We start from the raw sequence: 17,834 nt of genomic DNA on the forward strand, positions 1-17,834 counted from the left end.
TGAATGGATGCCAAGACATGACGTTTGTGAAAACCTATCCCGTCGGCACCCCCGGACAGCCTTGGGACGAACCGGAAGTCAATCAATGGCGGAGCAGGCAATCACGCCTACGCCGCTATGACGTTGACATTGTCCCGCGCATCGACGCGCTGGACGCTCGTTTCGAAAAGCTCATCTATGGCGAGATCGAATATGGCGGCGAGCGCTACACGCTGTTCGCACTCCGCGACCGCCATTTCGATCCATCCCTGCCGACCGCGTTGGTTACCGGCGGAGTTCACGGGTATGAAACCAGCGGCGTGCTCGGTGCCCTTGCCTTTCTCGAGACCGAAGCGGCGGACTATGCAGGCAAGATCAATCTGATCGTTGCGCCATGCGTGAGCCCATGGGCTTATGAACGGATCAATCGCTGGAACTATGATGCCATCGACCCCAACCGTAACTTCCGCAGCGATGGCCCGGCACGCGAAGCGACGGCGCTGATCGAACTGATCGCGTCCGTGCGAGGGCCATTCCTCGTCCACATCGACCTGCATGAGACGACCGACAGCGACGCCGATGAGTTCGGCCCCGCACGCGCGGCGCGCGACGGCAAGCGTCCTGAACCCGAGATCATTCCCGACGGATTCTACGTCGTCGACGACAGCGCCAATCCCCAACGGGAGTTCCAGAGCGCTATTATTGCTGCGGTCGAGCGCGTGACGCACATCGCGCCGGCGGATGGCAAAGGCGAGATCATCGGATCGAAGGTCGTGGCGAAGGGCGTCATCGAATATCCGCTCAAGGAACTCGGCCTGTGCCCATCGATTACCGATGCCCGCTACACAACCACCACCGAAGTTTATCCTGACAGCCCGCGCACAACACCCGAAGAATGCGTTCGCGCCCAGGTCGTCGCCGTGCGGGCCGCACTCGATTACGCGCTGGACAATGTCTGACGAGACGGCCGCTGACCGAGATTCAAACTAGGCCTGTGGCCGGCGCTTGGCCTTCCGCTTCGCCGCAGCCTGGCGCTCCATCTTCAGTTGTGCGCGACAGGCCCGATCGAGTTCGCGCTGAGCCTTGTCGAGTTTCTTCGGCAGTTCATCCCGCAGATTGATCAATATCTGCCATTCGACCATCCGATCGAACCGGTCGGTCCCCGAAGACAACAGGGAGGTGATAAAAGTCAGGTCGGATGCGGTGTTGCGCGCCGGGTCCACAAAGCCCGCGTTGCTCGCCCCTGCAATTGCGATCGGCGCGTTCTCGCCTTCCAGTATACCGAGCCGAAACGTCAGTCCGCGTGTGCCGGCATGAACATTGTAGCTCGCCATGCGGTAATAGGATTGCATGGCCGCGCGCCCAAGCGCCGCTTCAAGATCGACGAGCCGGGGCTTCTTCATATCAAGGTGGAAAGCGGCCCACCCATATTCGGATCCGAACCGGTCGCCGAATCTGGCAAGCACTGCCTCATAGTCCCTGTCGATCGCTTCGATTTCCTCGGCGCTCGGTGGGCCATAGCCGAGTTGCTCATGATAGAGCGCAAACCGATCCATCGCGCGTTTTGATTCGACCGCTTCGTGCGCGCGATAACGGACGGCCAAGTCCTCCCCATGCTCGACCAGAAGTGCGGCGACGATCGTGATTTCATGGAGCGTACGCCAACGCGCCATCGCGCCATCTGCGAAACCGCGTTCCATCAAGGTGATGATTTCCAGGGTGACCTGACATGCGCGCGCATGCAGTCTCACCATCGTATCGTGCAGGACGGGCGCCTTCTTCGCATGCGAACGACGGCGTGACTTGACGACTTCGTTTCCGATTTCGGTCGAAATCGTGTACATCATTCGGAGCGTATCGAATGCGTGCCCCCAGCGCGCACGCAAGTTCTCACAGAATTGGTCCATCTGCGCCTCTTCATGCGCGCGCTGCGCAGGCCAGTCGGCTTTCAACGATTTCAGGAGGCTTGCCGCGGTCGTCCGGACGAGATCAGGAATTATTTCAGGAAGATCTTCCTCGACGAATTCCTTCGCCTGAGCGAGGAGAAGATCAAGCTCCTGGGCAGTCAGTTCGATCGTGAAATCACGCCCGTCGTCGCTTCCGTCATCCCATGAAAACGCTTCGCCAGGCTTCTCCATGAGATGGGCGGCGAAGTCCTTTAAGGCAGCCTTGGGCGCGTCGGGCGCCTTCCTCGCAATGAGGTCTTCCAGTCCAAGCCGGATAAGTGTTTTCGGCGCCTGGCGAAGCTGTTCGAGTACCAGAGTGTTGAGGCTCGCAAGCGGCTTCTTGCCTCGGCTCTTGAGGCTGAGAGTATCCTTCGCGCGTGCCATCTGTTGTTCCTGCCAAGACCTCGCAATGCCGACGTAAGCGCCCGGATCCATTCCTTAGGCCGAAAGCATCGCGGAACTTTAGAGGCCGAACCAATCCTGGCTCGACGCCCAAAGTAAATCATGTCAAGGCATCCACCTCAATAGAGGTGCTTATCTGCGGGAGATGATCCAGGTCGATCTGCTCTTCGTTTGACTGAACTAAACAAATAGAGACGGGAAGGAACATCTGTAGGTGGCGAGCAGGAGAACGGCGCTATCAACCATCGTTGAGCGCGATCACCTCGTCCAACTGTTGCCCGCGATCGTTGCGCTGGCAGATTCCGAGAAGGAAGCACTGGGCTTTTGGCCCGAGAATTCGCTTCGTGAGGCGATTGATCGCGGACGTCTGATCGCGCTGGCTGCGGACGGCGAGCTCTCGGGCTACATCCATTACAGCGGTGTTTTCCCGCATGCCAAGATTCAACAGGTGGCGACATCCCCCGCTTGGCGACGGCAAGGTATCGCTTCGACATTGATCCGCACGCTTGTTGCAAAGCTCGAAAGCCGCGGATTTCTGAGCCTGAAGGCTGAAATAGCTGAAACGCTTGCAGGCTCACTCGCCTTTTATCGGCGTAGTGGTTTCGTTGAGGTCATGAAGCGAAAAGGCGGATCCGCAAGGAATAGGGCGATCCTCGTCCACGTGCGGGAACTGGAATCCGACAATCTGTTCGCTTTTGCTGATCGACAACAGGCTGCAAATCTCGATCTCGGCATCAGGCGCCGCAGCGCCAGCGAAGACCCGCTCTATGCTTTCGACCTTAATGTCTATTTCGACCTCGTCCGAGACCGACGTCAGTCGGATAACGCGCGCGCACTCTTCGGCGCAGCACTGGCACATCGAATTCGTCTTACCGTTTCAGATGAATTCGCCCGCGAGTTAAAGCGGACGTCGTCGGATCAAGCGAACGATCCCGTGCTGCAAATGGCACTTCGCTTACCACGCCTGCCGTCGGTTGATCGTGCGCGATGCGAGGAACTAGCCGCGCAGATTCATCAAATGGTGTTTGTCGGCCCGGGCCTACCTTCCGCTGGCAGCACGCAGTCGCTGAGCGACGCCGCACATATTGCCCACGCCGCTTTGTCACGCGCCTCCGCGTTCATAACACGAGATGGAACGCTACTTTCTGCGAGCGGAGTATTGCTCGAACAGATCGGAATTGACGTCATATCTGTCGATGAGATCACTTCGCTTCTCCTCGACGAGGCGCCTGCCGCAGCGCCGCCCGAGAAGTCGGGAACCGGGTTCTCGTTTGGCGAAGCAAATGAAGCCGAGATTGAAGACTATCGGACCTTGGTGTCACTGCCTGCGGGGATAGCGAGTGAGTTTTGCGTTTCGCCCGTTCCGGGCACGACGCGATTAGCTCGAGCCATCAGGACGGAGGACGGCCCACTAGCCATCGGCATTCTCTTGGTGTCGCAAGGCATGCAGCCTATTGCACGTATGCTCGTCCACGCCCGCGAGGATCAACCCGACGCCGGACTATTCGCAGATTTCTTGATCGATCGGTTGACCCGCGATGCAGCGGGCGTGCACCCAACGGCTGTCGAGTTGCTCCATATCGCAGGTCAGTCGAGCGTCAATCGAATCGCCCAATCGCGAGGATTTGTCCGTTCCCGCTCAGGCTCGGCATATCAGAAGATTGCGCTTGGGCGGCCACTTACGGAAGCGAACTGGGCCGAATGTGCGGCTGAAACTCGGCGGAGGACGGGTTTCACTCTTCCCGTTGCGATGCCCACGACCGCGCTCGAAGAAGCTGAGGTTCCCGTGACTTCACCGGGAGGTGAGGTGCTGACCTATCCGGCATCGCAGCTTGGTGACCTCCTGTCGCCCGCCATCGTGATATGGCCCGGCGGAAACGGTGTAATCGTACCGATCGCAAAAGCCTATGCCGACGAGCTCCTCGGCACAGCGCCACAGCACGCCTTCGCCTTTATGGAAGCCAAGGACGCGGCCTTCCTCGCCCGGCGCGCCTATGTGAGCGCCCCGCGCAACGCTCCGCTGATGCCGATGGACGGCCCGATTCTGTTTTACGAATCCAGCCGTACGGGCGGGCGCGGAGCAGTGGTTGCAGTAGGCCGTGTGGTTGATCGCACCTTGCAGCCGAAAGCAGAACTTTCGGCCGACAGTCAGCGCCGGCTCGTGGTCGACGACGTGGATGCCTTCTCGGCCACGGACGATATTTTGATTACAAGCTTTGACAACTTATTCGCGCTTCCCGTGCCAGTGCCGTTGGGCTACTTGAAGGCGATCGGCGCCGCCGGTAACGCCAATCTCATTTCCGCCGTCTCGCTTCCCAGTGAGAAGATTACGCAAATTCTCACGCAAGGATGGCTTCGTGACCTCGGTTGACGACGAGTTATTGATTTCTATTCGCCCAAGTTTCGCTAACGCCATCTTTAACGGCTCCAAAACAGTCGAGATCCGTCGCAGAATCCCGCCAATCAAGCTTGGTGCCCGGCTCTGGATTTATGTCACAAAACCCGTCGGTGAGGTTCGGGGCGTTGCCCGTGTTAGCGAAATCGTTGAGGGGACTCCTGACGATGTCTGGCGCGCCTGTGGTCCGCGTACCGGTTTGGTCAAACCCGATTTCGACAATTATCTCCGCGGATCGACGAAGGCTTATGGACTTATTCTTCGAGAGGTAGAGGTCGGTCGCCCGATTTCGATGTCTGCGTTGAAGGAGCTCCGCGCAGGCTTTCATCCGCCGCAGGTCATCACGCGGCTCACCCCGACGGAGGCGAGTGGGCTTGAACAGCATTTCTTCCCATCTGAACGTGTATGATAGTTGTCTATCGAGCCTTCGATGACTGGTCGAACCGAAGTTGAAAATCAAGAGCCCCGTGTTTGACGTCGGCTTTTCCAGTACTTCTCACCAATCCTGAAACGCACACGCGCCGTAATGGGCGCGCATCCAGCGTGGTGACACGCCTCGAAGAGGAGACCCGGATCGGCAAGGGCGGGACCCTGGCGGCGCAGCTGTCGCGGCTCGACCTGATCGTGCTCGACGAGCTTGGTTATCTGCCGTTCGCCCGCTCGGGAGGGCAGTTGCTGTTCCACCTCATCAGCAAGCTTTATGAGCGCACCAGCGTCATCATCACCACCAACCTCGCCTTCGGCGAGTGGCCTACCGTGTTCGGTGATCCCAAGATGACCACCGCGCTGCTCGACCGCGTCACCCACCACTGCGATATCATCGAGACGGGCAACGACAGCTGGCGCTTCAAAAACCGCAGCTGACAGCCACCTTCGGCGCCTTCAAAAATCTATCTTGCGCTGCGCGCGCCTCCGGTCGGGCTACGCCCGCCCTCCGCCGCACGCAGCGCAAGGCGATCCTCAACTAACCAGCATCATACCCGAAAAGGGGGTCCCTCTTCGACGCCGATCGGGGTCCATTTTGAACGCCGTTTGACAGCTAATCTGAAACAAGAATTGTTGAGAGCGCGAACGACAGCTTCCGGGTTACCGCCTTGGCGACCGGCTACGTCTGGGATGAGGCGCAAAGCTGTCTGGTGAGCGCGGCCTCAAATGAGCGCGCACTGGCGGCGAGAAGCTGCCGCCAGAGGGCGCACCTTTGCACGGTTGGCCGCGCGGCGCTCTTGGCTCGCTGATCTTGTCGGGGCGGCGGCTAAGCACATTTGCACACGCACGCCGCCCCGCCTGCGGCTTCGCCAAGGGCGCGTTGGTTCTCCGATGTTGACGCCGCGCTGACCGCACGGCGGCGTTGCCGATGGGCCGGCCACGGACTGCGTGTCGTTCGGCGCGCGGCTATGGGCCCGCTCGGCCGGTGTGCAAGCCGCTGCTTCGCATCGGCTCCTTCACTATGTTGCAGCCCTTCGGGTGCGCGCCGCCCTTCGGCGCGGTCCCGTCGCCTTTTCTCGCCGCCCGCCCCGCCGTCCGGGGCCGGGTGTGGTTGAAGAGAAGGAAGAACGTCATGAAGCTTGATTTCATCGATATGGGCAATCTGTCCATCGCCGCCGCCAACATGCGTGGGAAGGGGAACGACCCCGACGTCACGGACCTTATGCCGAGCATCCGCGCGCGCGGGGTGCTGGTTCCGCTGCTCGTCCGGCCCAATCCTGTCCCGAGCGGCGTCGAGGGGTGTGCCGAAGGCCATTTCGAGATCGTCGCGGGGCGTCGCCGCTTCACGGCCGTCAATGCGGTGGCGCGTGAGGGCGGGGCGGTGAAGCCGATCCCGTGCGCCATTCTCGACGAAGGCGATGATGCCGATGCCTTGGAAGCGTCTATGCTCGAAAATCTCGCGCGGGTTCAGCCCGACGAGGTCAGTCAGTGGGAAGCATTCGTCGCACTCGTGAAGGCGGGGCGCACGGTCGAGGAGGTCGCGGACAGCTTCGGGTTCGAGCCGCGCGCCGTGAAGCGCATTCTTGCGCTCGGCAATCTCCTGCCGCGAATCCGCACCCTCTATCGCGGCGGCGAGATCGATGCGGGCACGGTTCGTCATCTGACCCTCGCGTCAAAGAGCCAGCAGAAGGCATGGCTCGCGCTGTTCGACGATGAAGGCGCATACTGCCCGACCGGCCATCAGCTGAAAGCATGGCTGTTCGGCGGCACGGCCATCGCGGTGAAACACGCGCTGTTCGATGTCGCGGAAACGAAGGCGGCGGTCGTGTCCGACCTGTTTGGCGAAGACAGTTTCTTTGCCGATGCCGACGCTTTCTGGTCGGCCCAGATGGCCGCCATCGAGGCGCGCAAGGCCGATTATCTCGAAGCGGGATGGTCCGATGTCGTCGTCATGGCGCGCGGCGACTGGTTCCGGTCGTGGGATCATGCCCATGCGGGCAAGCGCAAGGGTGGCCGTATCTATGTCGAGGTTCGTGAGAGCGGTGAGGTCAGCTTCCACGAAGGTTTCGTCACTACCAAGGAAGCGAAGCGGCTTTCGGGCGGCGGCGCGGACGGCGAGGGCGATGCGGTTCTCGCGAAGCCGGTGCGCCCCGAGGTGTCGGGACCGCTCAATGCCTATATCGACCTGCATCGCCATGCGGCGGTACGCGCCGATCTGGCGGGTCACGGGGGCGTGGCGCTTCGCGCGATGCTCGCGCATGTGATCGCGGGCGCGGACCTCTGGCGCGTCGATGTCGAGGGCCAGCGCGCGCCGAAGGAGGATATCGCGGAGAGCGTCGAGGGCTGTTCAGCCGAGGCGACGTTCGACCTCAAGCGCCGTGCGGTATTAGAAGTGCTGGCATTCGACGCGGAAGCGCCGACGGTCACGGGAAGGCCGCTCCATCGTCCCCCTTTTGCGCCGCTGTTCGCGCGGTTGCTCGAATTGCCCGATCCGGTGGTGTTGGAGATCGTGGCGATCGTCATGGGCGAGACATTGCAGGCCGGAAGCGAGGCGGTGGAGATGATCGGTCTCCATCTCGGCACCGACATGCGCCAGCACTGGTCGGCGGACGCGGCCTTCTTCGACCAGCTTCGCGACCGCGAAGTCCTGCTCGCCATCACCGGCGAGGTCGCGGGGCCGGAGGTCGCGGGAGCGAACGCCGGTGAGAAGGGCAAGGCGCTGAAAGCGATCATCGCAGATTGTCTTGAGGGTGCGAACGGTCGGGCCAAGGCCGAGCCGTGGGTGCCGCAATGGATGGCGTTCCCGCCTTCGGCCTATACGGATCGCGGCGGGGTCGGCAGCGTCGGATCGGCGCGGCGGGTCGCGCAAGAGCTTGCGGTTCCCGCTACGGCTGAACCCGAGCGCGAGCAGGAGCAGCCGTTGGCAGCGTGAAGATGTAGCGGGCGGCTTCGGTCGCCCGCCTTTTTGCGGGCGCAAAATGACGCGCCGGCCTTGCGGGCCGGCGCGGTGTTCATGATTTTGGCGCGCCGCCGCCGCCGCCGCCGCCGCCGCCGCCGCCGCCGCCGCCGCAAGCGGCGACGGTCCGCGTTTCGGCCAAAGAAAGAGGCGACGCGAAGTTGCCTTCGCGCCGCCGATACGAGGATGCTGCATCCTTCGCCCCGCCGCCCCTGACTTGCCGGGGTCGCTAATCGCCAAGCCCCAGGCGGAAGTTGCGGAGCCCGATAATGTCGATTCTGGCAATTGGATTGTACGAAAACGCCAAATCCTATGTGTTGGGCATGATTTTCTTGTTGTCCAGAATGAGCCGATATGAGCGCGTAATGCCGGCTCGAGCTGGGCCGTTCTGATCGAAGCGACGGAGCGCAGTGAGATCGCCTTTACCACTCAAGTTTCGAGGTTTGATCGTCCAGATCGATAGCTCGAGATCGCTCCACATCTTTTGCAGGATCATCCCGGCGACGGGCGATGTGACCTGAACCGGCACGGCGCCCCGCGAAAGTGCGGCGGCGCAATTATTTCCCCGCGTGCTGCCCACGCTCCTCGCGGTCGCTTCGCTCCAAATAATCGCACCGCCGCACTCCTCCGCTTCGCTGCGGCCCTTGCAGGTTCGCGCGGCGCCTCATGCGCCGGTCGCTGGTCCGCCCATGCCGCAGGGATGGTCCCGCGGTACAATCAAGGAGACGACCAATGGCAGCTATCGGCTTTGTGAACGGCACCATCGACACAGGTTTCGTGGGCCAGCTCAAGACTCTCTCGATCCGCGCGGCGATCGAGATCAGGACCAACCGCAGCAAGAACGGTGACGTCCAGCCCGACTATCGGGTCTGGTCCGAAGGCGTAGAGATTGGTGCCGGCTGGATCCGCGTGGGGCAGGTTTCGGGCGAACCCTATGTGTCGCTGAGCCTTGCCGCTCCCGAGTTCGGGCCGCGCCGGCTCTATGCCAACCTCGGACGCGCCGCCGGTCAGGACGGCGAGGATGGCTACGCCCTCATCTGGAACCCCGCCGACTGAGGCGGGCATCCACCCCGCGCCGCGGATGCGGCGCGGGGCTTTGCCGTGCCTGGCTTTCAGGCGGCGTCGCGGTCCTGGTCGCGATCAAGGTCGGCGACAGTGAAAGTCACCGGGTTGCGAAGCCAGAGCTCGACCTCGCCGGCGCGCCAGCCGCAACAACGCTCGGCGAGCTTGTGTTGCGGCGGGAAGGTTCCGGCGGCGATCTTGCGGTAGAGGGTCGCGCGGCTGAGGCCGGTGAGGTTCAGGACTTCATCGAGGCGCATCATGCGCAACGGGGACTGATATGCCATGCGGTGTTTCTCCATATGTCGGGGGATCATAGGTCGACCTGAGATCATAGAAGGGGATCGACGAGCCCTTCGTCAACACATTGGAAAACCGCCATTTCCGACGGAGTGCTCCGGCGTAGGTCCATGTGCGTCCGTCGGCGTCCGAGGGCGGCTCTGTGCTGCTGCGGCGTAGGTTGGATTTATTTTTCTCACCGCGTCTCGCACGACCCTATCGCCGCCGGATGAGGCCGTCGGCGATGGCCGCGCTTTCTGATTGGCGCGCCGCGAGCGACCCCGGCACGGTCCGATTCGCATGGGATAGGGCGCCGCTGGCGCGCATGCGGTCGCCGCTTTGCGGCGGTGTGGTTCGTCCCGGCGCGGCGGGGACGGAGCTGGGCGTCACTCGCCTTAGCCCCGCCCGGTCGGGCCGCAACCCGCTTTGCGGGTCCTCCTCTTCGTTCCGGTCCTTCGGATGCAGCCCGCCCGATGATGCGGGTCTGCCGGCTCCTTCCTGCCGCCCACCTCCGCCCCCTTCCGGGCCGGGGTGCGGTGGCGGGAAGGAGAAATGACATGCGTAAGGAGCGGATCGAGAGGGCGAGCCTCTATTCGGAGGTCACCAACCGGATCATCGCGGAGCTCGAAGAAGGGCGGCTGCCATGGGTGCAGCCTTGGGACAGCGCGGCGTGCGGATGCACGATGCCGCAGAATGCGGGGACGGCCCGCAAATACAGCGGGATCAATGTGCTGATCCTGTGGGCTGAGGTGATCGCCAAGGGCTATAGGTCGCAGCGTTGGCTCACCTATCGGCAGGCCGAGGCGGCGGGCGGCACTGTCCGGCGCGGCGAGAAGGGTACGGTGATTTGCTATGCCGACCGGTTCACGCCGAAGGCGGAAGCAGAGGCCGCAAGGTGCGAGGATCGCGAGGCGCGGCAGGTGGCGTTCTTGAAGCGCTTTGTCGTGTTCAATATCGACCAGTGCGAAGGACTGCCCGAGGAGTATATCGCACCGATGGTCAGCCCCGATCCGGTACTGGCGATTGCCGAGGCCGACGGGCTGATCGCGGCGAGCGGCGCGCGCTTAAATATCGGCGGCGGCGAAGCCTTCTACAGCCCGAGCCACGACTTTGTGTCTGTGCCGCCGCAGGCCGCTTTTCACGAACCGATCAATTGGTATCGTACCGCGCTGCACGAGCTTGGCCATTGGACCGGCCATGGCAGCCGTCTCGACCGTGACCAGAAGGGCGGATTTGGATCGGAAGCCTATGCGAAGGAAGAGCTTGTCGCCGAGATGGCGTCGGCGTTCACCTGCGCAGCGCTCGGCATTGCGCCGACCGTCCGGCATGCCGACTACATCGCGTCTTGGCTGTCGGTGCTGCGGGATGACGAGAAGGCGATCTTCCGCGCCGCCAGTCAGGCGAGCAAGGCGAGCGACTATCTCATGGCCTTTGCGGGAGGCGAGCAATGAGGCGCCGCGATCTCGCGACCGTCACCATTGAAGACGCCGAGCGTCGGATGGTGATCGCGCTCGGCAAGATGACCGCGCGGCAGGGCGATATCTTTCTGTCGATCCGTTTCGATGACACGCCCTATGACGAGCTAGCCTCGCGCCACGGTATCACCGTTGATGAGGTCACCCACGACTTCGCCCGCGCGCTTGGCATGTGGTCGCGCTGCCTACACGCGCGCTTTCCCCGTCTGGTCTGGCCTTGGCTTTGATCGGCGGTGGGCCGGATGGCGCTTGCCATCCGGCCCACCGCCTTCCTAAGGTTGCCGCAATGCGAACCAGTCTCGAACATCTTCCGCAATCCAAGCAGCGCGAGCTTGCCGATGTGGTGCGCATCCTGTTCGAGGAGTTCGAGACCGCGCATGCGCGCGGGAATTCGGACTGGAACCGCAAGGGCCGCATCTTCAAAATCGTCCTCTACGGCAGCTACGCGCGCGGCGACTGGGTCGACGATCCGGTCGGCGGTTATCAGTCGGACTATGATATCCTCGTCGTCGTCAACAATGAGCGGCTGACCGAGTTCGAGCATTGGTCGGCCGCCGAAGATCGCTTGATGCGCGAGGTGACGATCAATCGCACACTGACCGCGCCGGTGAGCTTCATCGTCCATTCGCTCAAGGATGTGAACGCGCAGCTCGAGCGTGGGCGTCCCTTCTTCATCGATATCGTCGAGCAGGGCATCGCGCTCTACGAGGCCGAGGGTTATGAGTTTGCGCAGCCGCGTAATCTGCCGCCGGACGAAGCGCGGGTCGAAGCCATTACTCACTTCGACAAATGGTTCAAAAGCGCTGGCGCTTTCCGGCTGATGGCGAACACGGCAATGGAAAGTGGCAATTACAACGAAGCCGCGTTTGTGCTGCATCAGGCCACCGAGCGCCTGTACCATTGCACACTTCTGGTGACGTCGCTCTACAGCCCGAAGTCGCACCGCCTCAATTTCCTGCGCTCGCAGTGCGAGCAGATCGCACCAGCGCTGGTCGAAGCGTGGCCGCGGGACGACAAGTTCAGCCGTCGCTGTTTCGAGCTATTACGGCTCGCCTATGTGAACGCGCGCTACTCGCCGCACTACAAGATCAGTGCGGAGGAACTGACCTGGATCGGCGAGCGCGTCACCGTCCTCGAAGGCTTGGTCCAGAAAATTTGCCGCGATCATATCGCGGCGCTCGGCAGCGCGGACCGCGCTGCCGAATAGGGAGAGAAGAAGTTGGAAGATCATGAAACGCTGGTCACGCTGACCGCCGATATTGTCGCCGCGCATGTCAGTAACAACAGCGTCGCTATATCGGACATCCCGCTGGTAATCCGGTCCGTGCATGAGGCGCTCGCGGGTCTTTCGGCAAACGCCCAACCGGAACCCGAACCGCAGCGGCCTGCCGTGTCGGTGCGCGCGTCGGTGAAGCCCGACCACATCGTCTGCCTCGAAGACGGCAAAAAGCTCACCATGATGCGCCGCTACCTGATGACCAATTTCGGCATGACGCCCGACGAGTATCGCGCGAAATGGAACCTGCCGAAAGATTATCCTATGACGGCGCCGAACTATACCGAGAAGCGCCGGGAACTGGCGAAGCAGATCGGTCTCGGTACCAAGGGCCGCGGTGGCGGCCGCAAGCCAGCAGCGCGCGGACGCGCGAAGGCTAAATAGTTTTGGGGGAAGGCCCACTGACATCGCTGATCGTGACTGCTCATGACGCTTAAGATGATGGCGGCAGCCACACTTCTCCTGCTCGCGTCAGGCTGTTCGGATAAACCCACGCCCGCCGAAGTTCCTGAAACTGAATCAGGTGCGGTCGACTTCAAGTCGGTTGATCCGCCGGCAGCGCAGAACGCCAGTGATGCCACTCCGGAGGATGAAGCGAAGCTCGATTGACCGTCGGATGCTATTGGCAATTCTCGGGATCGAAGGCGCGCCGCCCGCGGCGGCGCCATAACGTCAATTGCTGCTCGCGGCTTTCGCCGCGCAGTGTTGCGGCCGCTTCGACGAGCAGCCCGAGAATGACCGCCCGATCGTCGCCGGTCAGCTCGACCAGATCGGCCTTGGCGACGAGCCCGCCGAGCTCGATCAGCTGGCGCGTGCGTTCGCGGCGCTTCACCTGCCAGGCCCGCGTGTTATGCCGCACCCGCTTCGCCTGAAGCCGATTGCGGGCTTGCACCGATCGCCGATGCGCCGCCCGCGTTCCGGCCAACGCCTTTGCGAGCGCGGGCGCCGTCCCCGCAAAAGAAGGCAGCGCCGCTCTTGCGCCACGCCTCCTTTCGCGCGGCATCTGATCCGACAGCATCGAGCAGCGCGCCCGCGAGCTGTTCGATTGACAGGCCATCGGCACCGGTTGTGATCACCAGCTCGCCCAACTGACCTTGCTTCTTCGTCTTGAGCGCTTTCGCCTTTTCGGTGAGCGCCTGGAGTTCGGCGGCGAAATCGCGGGGTTTGCGCATCGTCTGTCCTTCCATTTGTGAGTGTAGGACGAACCAGCTATGGTGTGTCGGCGTGCCGTTCAAGTAGCTGAAATCTTGTGAGAAGCTGTGATCCCGAGCGCGATGAAATCGTGTGAGGGCGCGCTTATACGTCGTGCCGACGTGCTCGTTTTGCTGTAAATGGATTGCCCTCATGGCGATCTACCATTTCTCGGCAAAAGTGATTTCGCGGGCTGTCGGCAGCAGCGCGGTCGCCGCCGCGGCCTATCGTTCGGCCGACCGGCTGCACGACGAGCGGCTTGGACGTAGCCATGACTTCTCGAACAAGGCGGGCGTCGTGCATAGCGAAGTGCTGCTGCCTGAGGGGGCGGACGAACGCTGGCAGGATCGCGAACAGCTCTGGAACGAGGTCGAGGCGGCCGAGCTGCGCAAGGATGCACAGCTCGCGCGCGAGATCGAGTTTGCGATCCCGCGCGAGATGACCGAGGGGCAGGGGATCGAACTTGCCCGCGATTTTGTCCAACGCGAGTTCGTTAATCGCGGCATGATCGCCGATCTCAATGTGCACTGGGATATCGGCGCCGATGGGCTCGCCAGGCCGCACGCGCATGTCATGCTGACGATGCGCGAGGTCCGCATCGGCGAGAATGGCAGCGCCGAGTTCGGTGCCAAGGTACGCGACTGGAACCGCACCGAGATGCTGACGCATTGGCGCGAGGCCTGGGCCGACCATGTGAACGAACGGCTGGCCACGCTCGACATCGACGCGCGCGTCGATCATCGCACCTTGGAAGCGCAGGGTATCGACCTCGAACCGCAGCACAAGGTCGGCCCGGCGGCGTCGCGTATGGCGGCCGAGGGGCTCGAGCCTGACAGGCTTGCCGAGCATATCGAGATCGCGCGTTCGAACGGCGACAGGATCATCGCCGATCCGGGCATTGCGCTCGACGCGATCACACACCGTCAGGCGACTTTCACGCACCGGGACCTAGCGATGTTCGTGCATCGCCACAGCGAGGGAAAAGAGCAGTTCGACGCGGTGATGGCGGCGGTCAAATCTTCGCCCGAGCTTGTCGCGCTCGGGCAGGACGGACGCGGCGACGATCGGTTCACATCGCGCGCAATGATCGAGACCGAGCAGCGGCTCGAGCGTGCGACCGCGACGCTCGACGCGCGCCGCAATCATGCCGTCGCAGAGCGCCATCGCGAACGGGCGCTGGCGCTTGCGGCCGAGCATGGCCTAGACCTGTCCGCCGAGCAGCGCGGCGCGCTCGAACATGTCACCGGCGCGCGCGGGATCAGCAATGTCATTGGCTATGCCGGAACGGGGAAGAGCGCGATGCTCGGCGTGGCCCGAGAAGCGTGGGAAGCGGCGGGCTATCAGGTGCAGGGCGCAGCGCTGTCGGGCATTGCGGCCGAAGGATTGGAGCATGGCTCGGGGATCGGCTCGCGCACGCTCGCCAGTCTCGAACATCAATGGGCGAACGATCGCGAGCGGCTGACCAGCAAACATGTCCTTGTCATCGATGAGGCCGGCATGGTCGGCACACGCCAGCTCGAACGCGTCGTGTCGGAGGCCGAGCGGCAGGGTGCGAAGGTTGTGCTGGTCGGCGATCCGCAGCAACTGCAAGCGATCGAGGCGGGCGCCGCATTCCGCGCCACGGCCGCGCGCCACGGCGCCATCGAAATCATGGACATCCGCCGCCAGCAGGAAGACTGGCAGCGCGAGGCGACGCGCGAGCTTGCCACCGGGCGGACCGGCGAGGCGATCGCGCGCTATGCGGAGGCGGGCTTTGTCCATGCCGCCGATACCCGCGAGGCAGCACGGAGTGACCTCGTTGATGCCTGGGATCGTGACCGGCAGGCGCATCCGGATGCGAGCCGCATCATTCTCACCCACACCAATGACGAAGTGCGAGAGCTCAACGAGGCGGTTCGCGAGCGGCTGAAGGCGGGCGGAGCGCTTGGCAATGACGTCGCGCTCGCGGTCGAGCGCGGCACGCGCAGCTTTGCGACCGGCGACCGCATCATGTTCCTGAAGAACGAGCGCGATCTCGGGGTGAAGAACGGCTCGCTCGGTACGGTGCAGAGCGCCAGTCCTATGCGCATGGCAGTAATGCTCGATGACGGTCGCAGCGTTGCGTTCGACGTAAAGGACTATGCTCATATCGATCATGGCTATGCGGCGACGATCCACAAGGCGCAGGGGATGACGGTCGACCGGGTGCAGGTGCTCGCGACGCAGGGGGTAGACAGCCACTCGACCTACGTCGCGCTGTCCAGGCATCGCGAGCAGGTCGATCTATATTATGGTCGCGACGATTTTGCGAACCAGAACAGGCTCGTCCGCACGGCGTCGCGCGAACGCGGGAAGGATATGGCGAGCGATTACCGGGGGCAGGAACCGGCGAAGGCCGCCGAGCCGAAACGCTCGATCTTCGCAGGGCTCAAGCTCAAGCGCAGCGTATCCGCCGAAGCGTTGGGCAAAGTCCCCGAACAGACGCGCGAGGCGGCACCGCGAAAGCTTCGCGTCAGCGCCCGTGCACTCGATACGGGATCGGACCGCAGTGCTCTCGACAGGGCGGTCGAGCGCTATGCGCGCGCACAGCGCGATATCGACGCCATGCACGCGAAGGGGCTCTCACCCATTGGTCATCAGCGAACTGCCCTCGAGAGCGCCGCGCGCGACCTGGATGCACAGCAGGCAAGCGGTTCGAAGGACCTGTCGGCGGCGTTCCAGCGTGACCCGGCGCTTGTCGACGACGCCGCGAACGGGCGTGCTCAGCGTGCCATCTCGGCAATGCGCGCCGAGCGGGCGTACAGGCTCGACGCGCCGGCGCGCGCCGACCGCTTCGTGGCGGAATGGCAGTCGCGAAGTGAAGAGCTGCGGCATCACAGGGCGAACCATGATTATGCCGGCATCAAGCGCGTTGGCGCCCAGCTCAATGACATGGCGAAAGCGCTGCACCGAGATCCGCAGCTCGAGTCGCTTCTTCGGAACCGCACCCACGAGCTTGGTCTGAAACGGCTTGAGAGCAAAAGCGTGTCTCACGCGCTCCAGGAGCATCTCCGCCCCTCGCGTTCGCTCGGCATTGGGCTGTAAGCCCCATTCATGACCGAAAACGCTGCTGAAAACGAAACCAAAGAGACGCCCGGCGATCCGCTCGCAGCCGACGAGGTAGTCCTTGACCAGGCCTTTGCACGGCTGTCCGGGCGCATCTCCATGCTCTCCAGAGCTGTAGACCGCTTTGCCGATCGTCAGGACGAACTTGTCGGCCGCGACTACAGCGACGATCTCGCGAAGATCGAGAAGAGCTTCGAGGAAACGAGCGAGGCGCTCGACAATCTCGCCGCCCAGCCGGTCCTGCAACTGACTCCCGATCGGCTCGCAGAGCAACTCCGGCTGGCGGGCGCGCGCATGCGATCCGACGACCACGACAAATGGCAGAGCGCCCAGAATCAGCTCGGCGAGATTACACGCTCGCTTGAAAAGAGGCTCGGCGCGGCGCGCCTGCGCGACGAACAGAATCGATGGGTTGCTATCGGTTCCGGGATTGCTGCGGTTTTGGCATTCGTCGCGGGGTGCACGATGCCGCCCGTCATCGATCGGACGGTTCCCGAAAGCTGGCAGTGGCCCGAGCGACGCGCCGCAAATCTTCTCTCGCGCGATATGTGGGGTGGAGGCGTTCGGCTGATGCAGGCGGCAGACCTCGAGCGCTGGAACGCGCTGGCGCAGGCGTCTCAAATCTATGGCAGGAACCAGAAAGCCATCGAAACCTGCCGGAAGCAGGCGGACCGGAAGAAGAAGCCCGTCAATTGCTCGATCGAGATCGAATCGACCGAGGCGCCGTCCTGAACCTCGGCGACGTGCGGCATCGGTCGGTCCAATCCTGCGCGCATGCGCACGGCCGCGGCCGGTCAGCACCGCGTCGCTCCGGGCAGCTGCTCATGATCGCTTGGCTCGCCAGATCGGGCGTCATCCGAGCTGGCTCTGTCCTGCTCTTGCGGGAGGTCGAACCGGATTTTGTCACCCGTTCAGGACGTGCCCGGGAGCGTAATGGTTCTTCGACCGAATGATCGAGCATCTGCCGAATAGGCGCCCGGCCCTCCGAGCATCAGCGCGGCGAGAGCCGATAGATGGCAAAGTAGCATCGAGATGTTTTCCGCCATTGGCGGCCCAAACAGCGCCAGGAGAATGGCAGCGAGGGCCGCCGTCCGGGTCCGGATGCCGAGAAGCAGGGCAAGGGCCAATAGCCCGGCGAGCCAGGAGTGGACAGAGGTCGAGGGGAGCGGGTCGAGCGCCAGCGAAGCGGCGTTGGAGAGGCGCATCAGCAAAAGGCCTGCGCCGAGTGTCCCTGCAGGATACTCGGGAAAGAATGATCGCATGGCCGACCGATAGAGCGCGGCGGTGCCCGAGATACATCCCGATATTGGGTATGGCAGGCTTAGCCTTTTGGGGATGAAGAGCGTTCGCGAAGAGCGTAGAACGG

The 17,834-nt window shown here is 62.9% G+C and carries 18 protein-coding genes and 1 pseudogene; 13 read left to right on the forward strand and 6 right to left on the reverse strand.

The genetic code is table 11. The features are described from left to right. Positions 1-17: 17 nt before the first annotated feature. Entirely contained in the window at positions 18-938 is a 921-nt protein-coding gene (locus GGC65_RS17285; protein ID WP_192648292.1) for a M14 family metallocarboxypeptidase, read from the forward strand. Between the two features lie 27 nt (positions 939-965). Here the strand turns inward: GGC65_RS17285 and GGC65_RS17290 are convergent, their stop codons facing one another. After that, positions 966-2,309 carry a DUF5677 domain-containing protein gene (locus tag GGC65_RS17290; RefSeq protein ID WP_192648293.1) on the reverse strand — a complete coding sequence of 448 codons (1,344 nt, stop codon included), beginning with the start codon at positions 2,307-2,309 and terminating at the stop codon, positions 966-968. Positions 2,310-2,541: 232 nt separating this feature from the next. Between GGC65_RS17290 and GGC65_RS17295 the strand changes: the two genes are divergently transcribed. The 4 genes and pseudogenes from GGC65_RS17295 to GGC65_RS17310 all read left to right on the forward strand — a co-directional run bounded on the left by GGC65_RS17295 (position 2,542) and on the right by GGC65_RS17310 (position 8,080). Next, positions 2,542-4,698, forward strand: a complete 2,157-nt coding sequence (locus GGC65_RS17295; protein WP_192648294.1) for a GNAT family N-acetyltransferase — start codon at positions 2,542-2,544, stop codon at positions 4,696-4,698. Continuing rightward, on the forward strand, positions 4,685-5,131 hold the full coding sequence (locus GGC65_RS17300; RefSeq protein WP_192648295.1) for an ASCH domain-containing protein: 447 nt from the start codon (positions 4,685-4,687) through the stop codon (positions 5,129-5,131). Before GGC65_RS17295 ends, GGC65_RS17300 begins: the two co-directional genes overlap by 14 nt. A gap of 134 nt (positions 5,132-5,265) precedes the next feature. Further along, positions 5,266-5,586: pseudogene (locus GGC65_RS17305) on the forward strand (ATP-binding protein); the annotation flags it as partial. 694 nt (positions 5,587-6,280) lie between these two features. Continuing rightward, on the forward strand, positions 6,281-8,080 hold the full coding sequence (locus GGC65_RS17310) for a ParB/RepB/Spo0J family partition protein (RefSeq protein ID WP_192648296.1): 1,800 nt from the start codon (positions 6,281-6,283) through the stop codon (positions 8,078-8,080). A gap of 334 nt (positions 8,081-8,414) precedes the next feature. Here the strand turns inward: GGC65_RS17310 and GGC65_RS23460 are convergent, their stop codons facing one another. Then, the gene (locus GGC65_RS23460) at positions 8,415-8,633 is read right to left on the reverse strand and encodes a hypothetical protein (protein ID WP_225940875.1); all 219 of its coding nucleotides are present in this window, start codon (positions 8,631-8,633) and stop codon (positions 8,415-8,417) included. A gap of 203 nt (positions 8,634-8,836) precedes the next feature. On the opposite strand from GGC65_RS23460, the gene GGC65_RS17315 reads away from it, so the two are divergent. Continuing rightward, positions 8,837-9,160 (forward strand): DUF736 domain-containing protein, encoded by a 324-nt coding sequence (locus GGC65_RS17315; RefSeq protein ID WP_192648297.1) that lies wholly within the window; start codon positions 8,837-8,839, stop codon positions 9,158-9,160. Positions 9,161-9,216: 56 nt separating this feature from the next. On the opposite strand, the gene GGC65_RS17320 is transcribed toward GGC65_RS17315, so the two are convergent. Beyond that, entirely contained in the window at positions 9,217-9,450 is a 234-nt protein-coding gene (locus GGC65_RS17320; protein ID WP_192648298.1) for a helix-turn-helix transcriptional regulator, read from the reverse strand. A gap of 549 nt (positions 9,451-9,999) precedes the next feature. Between GGC65_RS17320 and GGC65_RS17325 the strand changes: the two genes are divergently transcribed. The 5 genes from GGC65_RS17325 to GGC65_RS17345 are packed head-to-tail and all read left to right on the forward strand — an operon-like array spanning position 10,000 to position 12,802. Next, positions 10,000-10,893, forward strand: a complete 894-nt coding sequence (locus GGC65_RS17325) for an ArdC family protein (protein WP_192648299.1) — start codon at positions 10,000-10,002, stop codon at positions 10,891-10,893. Further along, positions 10,890-11,144 (forward strand): sigma-70 region 4 domain-containing protein, encoded by a 255-nt coding sequence (locus GGC65_RS17330; protein ID WP_225940876.1) that lies wholly within the window; start codon positions 10,890-10,892, stop codon positions 11,142-11,144. The genes GGC65_RS17325 and GGC65_RS17330 overlap by 4 nt, the downstream gene beginning before the upstream one ends. 59 nt (positions 11,145-11,203) lie before the next feature. Further along, positions 11,204-12,124 (forward strand): nucleotidyltransferase and HEPN domain-containing protein, encoded by a 921-nt coding sequence (locus GGC65_RS17335; protein WP_192648300.1) that lies wholly within the window; start codon positions 11,204-11,206, stop codon positions 12,122-12,124. A gap of 12 nt (positions 12,125-12,136) precedes the next feature. Further along, positions 12,137-12,577 carry a MucR family transcriptional regulator gene (locus GGC65_RS17340; protein ID WP_192648301.1) on the forward strand — a complete coding sequence of 147 codons (441 nt, stop codon included), beginning with the start codon at positions 12,137-12,139 and terminating at the stop codon, positions 12,575-12,577. A 42-nt stretch (positions 12,578-12,619) separates the two neighbouring features. Further along, the gene (locus GGC65_RS17345; protein ID WP_192648302.1) at positions 12,620-12,802 is read left to right on the forward strand and encodes a hypothetical protein; all 183 of its coding nucleotides are present in this window, start codon (positions 12,620-12,622) and stop codon (positions 12,800-12,802) included. 10 nt (positions 12,803-12,812) lie between these two features. On the opposite strand, the gene GGC65_RS23595 is transcribed toward GGC65_RS17345, so the two are convergent. Then, on the reverse strand, positions 12,813-13,052 hold the full coding sequence (locus GGC65_RS23595; RefSeq protein WP_318780182.1) for a conjugal transfer protein TraD: 240 nt from the start codon (positions 13,050-13,052) through the stop codon (positions 12,813-12,815). Beyond that, the gene (locus GGC65_RS17355) at positions 13,042-13,539 is read right to left on the reverse strand and encodes a conjugal transfer protein TraD (protein ID WP_413052736.1); all 498 of its coding nucleotides are present in this window, start codon (positions 13,537-13,539) and stop codon (positions 13,042-13,044) included. The genes GGC65_RS23595 and GGC65_RS17355 overlap by 11 nt, the downstream gene beginning before the upstream one ends. On the opposite strand from GGC65_RS17355, the gene traA reads away from it, so the two are divergent. After that, positions 13,538-16,447, forward strand: a complete 2,910-nt coding sequence (traA, locus tag GGC65_RS17360) for a Ti-type conjugative transfer relaxase TraA (protein WP_192648303.1) — start codon at positions 13,538-13,540, stop codon at positions 16,445-16,447. The two genes, GGC65_RS17355 and traA, sit on opposite strands and share 2 nt — an antisense overlap. Before the next feature lie 9 nt (positions 16,448-16,456). Then, positions 16,457-17,200 carry a DUF6118 family protein gene (locus GGC65_RS17365; RefSeq protein WP_192648304.1) on the forward strand — a complete coding sequence of 248 codons (744 nt, stop codon included), beginning with the start codon at positions 16,457-16,459 and terminating at the stop codon, positions 17,198-17,200. Positions 17,201-17,379: 179 nt separating this feature from the next. Here GGC65_RS17365 and GGC65_RS17370 read toward each other — a convergent pair whose 3' ends face one another. Next, positions 17,380-17,730 (reverse strand): hypothetical protein, encoded by a 351-nt coding sequence (locus tag GGC65_RS17370; protein ID WP_192648305.1) that lies wholly within the window; start codon positions 17,728-17,730, stop codon positions 17,380-17,382. Positions 17,731-17,834 lie beyond the last annotated feature (104 nt).

It is taken from the genome of Sphingopyxis sp. OAS728 (assembly GCF_014873485.1).
Classification (GTDB): domain Bacteria; phylum Pseudomonadota; class Alphaproteobacteria; order Sphingomonadales; family Sphingomonadaceae; genus Sphingopyxis.

Bases quoted from the DNA above. Each gene is read 5' to 3' on its own strand.
- GGC65_RS17355 (WP_413052736.1), bottom strand. From the start codon at position 13,539: ATGAGGGCAATCCATTTACAGCAAAACGAGCACGTCGGCACGACGTAT.
- traA (WP_192648303.1), top strand. From the start codon at position 13,538: ATGGCGATCTACCATTTCTCGGCAAAAGTGATTTCGCGGGCTGTCGGC.
- GGC65_RS17325 (WP_192648299.1), top strand. From the start codon at position 10,000: ATGCGTAAGGAGCGGATCGAGAGGGCGAGCCTCTATTCGGAGGTCACC.
- GGC65_RS17345 (WP_192648302.1), top strand. From the start codon at position 12,620: ATGACGCTTAAGATGATGGCGGCAGCCACACTTCTCCTGCTCGCGTCA.
- GGC65_RS17320 (WP_192648298.1), bottom strand. From the start codon at position 9,450: ATGGCATATCAGTCCCCGTTGCGCATGATGCGCCTCGATGAAGTCCTG.
- GGC65_RS17310 (WP_192648296.1), top strand. From the start codon at position 6,281: ATGAAGCTTGATTTCATCGATATGGGCAATCTGTCCATCGCCGCCGCC.
- GGC65_RS17370 (WP_192648305.1), bottom strand. From the start codon at position 17,730: ATGCGATCATTCTTTCCCGAGTATCCTGCAGGGACACTCGGCGCAGGC.
- GGC65_RS17315 (WP_192648297.1), top strand. From the start codon at position 8,837: ATGGCAGCTATCGGCTTTGTGAACGGCACCATCGACACAGGTTTCGTG.
- GGC65_RS17290 (WP_192648293.1), bottom strand. From the start codon at position 2,309: ATGGCACGCGCGAAGGATACTCTCAGCCTCAAGAGCCGAGGCAAGAAG.
- GGC65_RS17365 (WP_192648304.1), top strand. From the start codon at position 16,457: ATGACCGAAAACGCTGCTGAAAACGAAACCAAAGAGACGCCCGGCGAT.
- GGC65_RS17285 (WP_192648292.1), top strand. From the start codon at position 18: ATGACGTTTGTGAAAACCTATCCCGTCGGCACCCCCGGACAGCCTTGG.
- GGC65_RS17330 (WP_225940876.1), top strand. From the start codon at position 10,890: ATGAGGCGCCGCGATCTCGCGACCGTCACCATTGAAGACGCCGAGCGT.
- GGC65_RS17335 (WP_192648300.1), top strand. From the start codon at position 11,204: ATGCGAACCAGTCTCGAACATCTTCCGCAATCCAAGCAGCGCGAGCTT.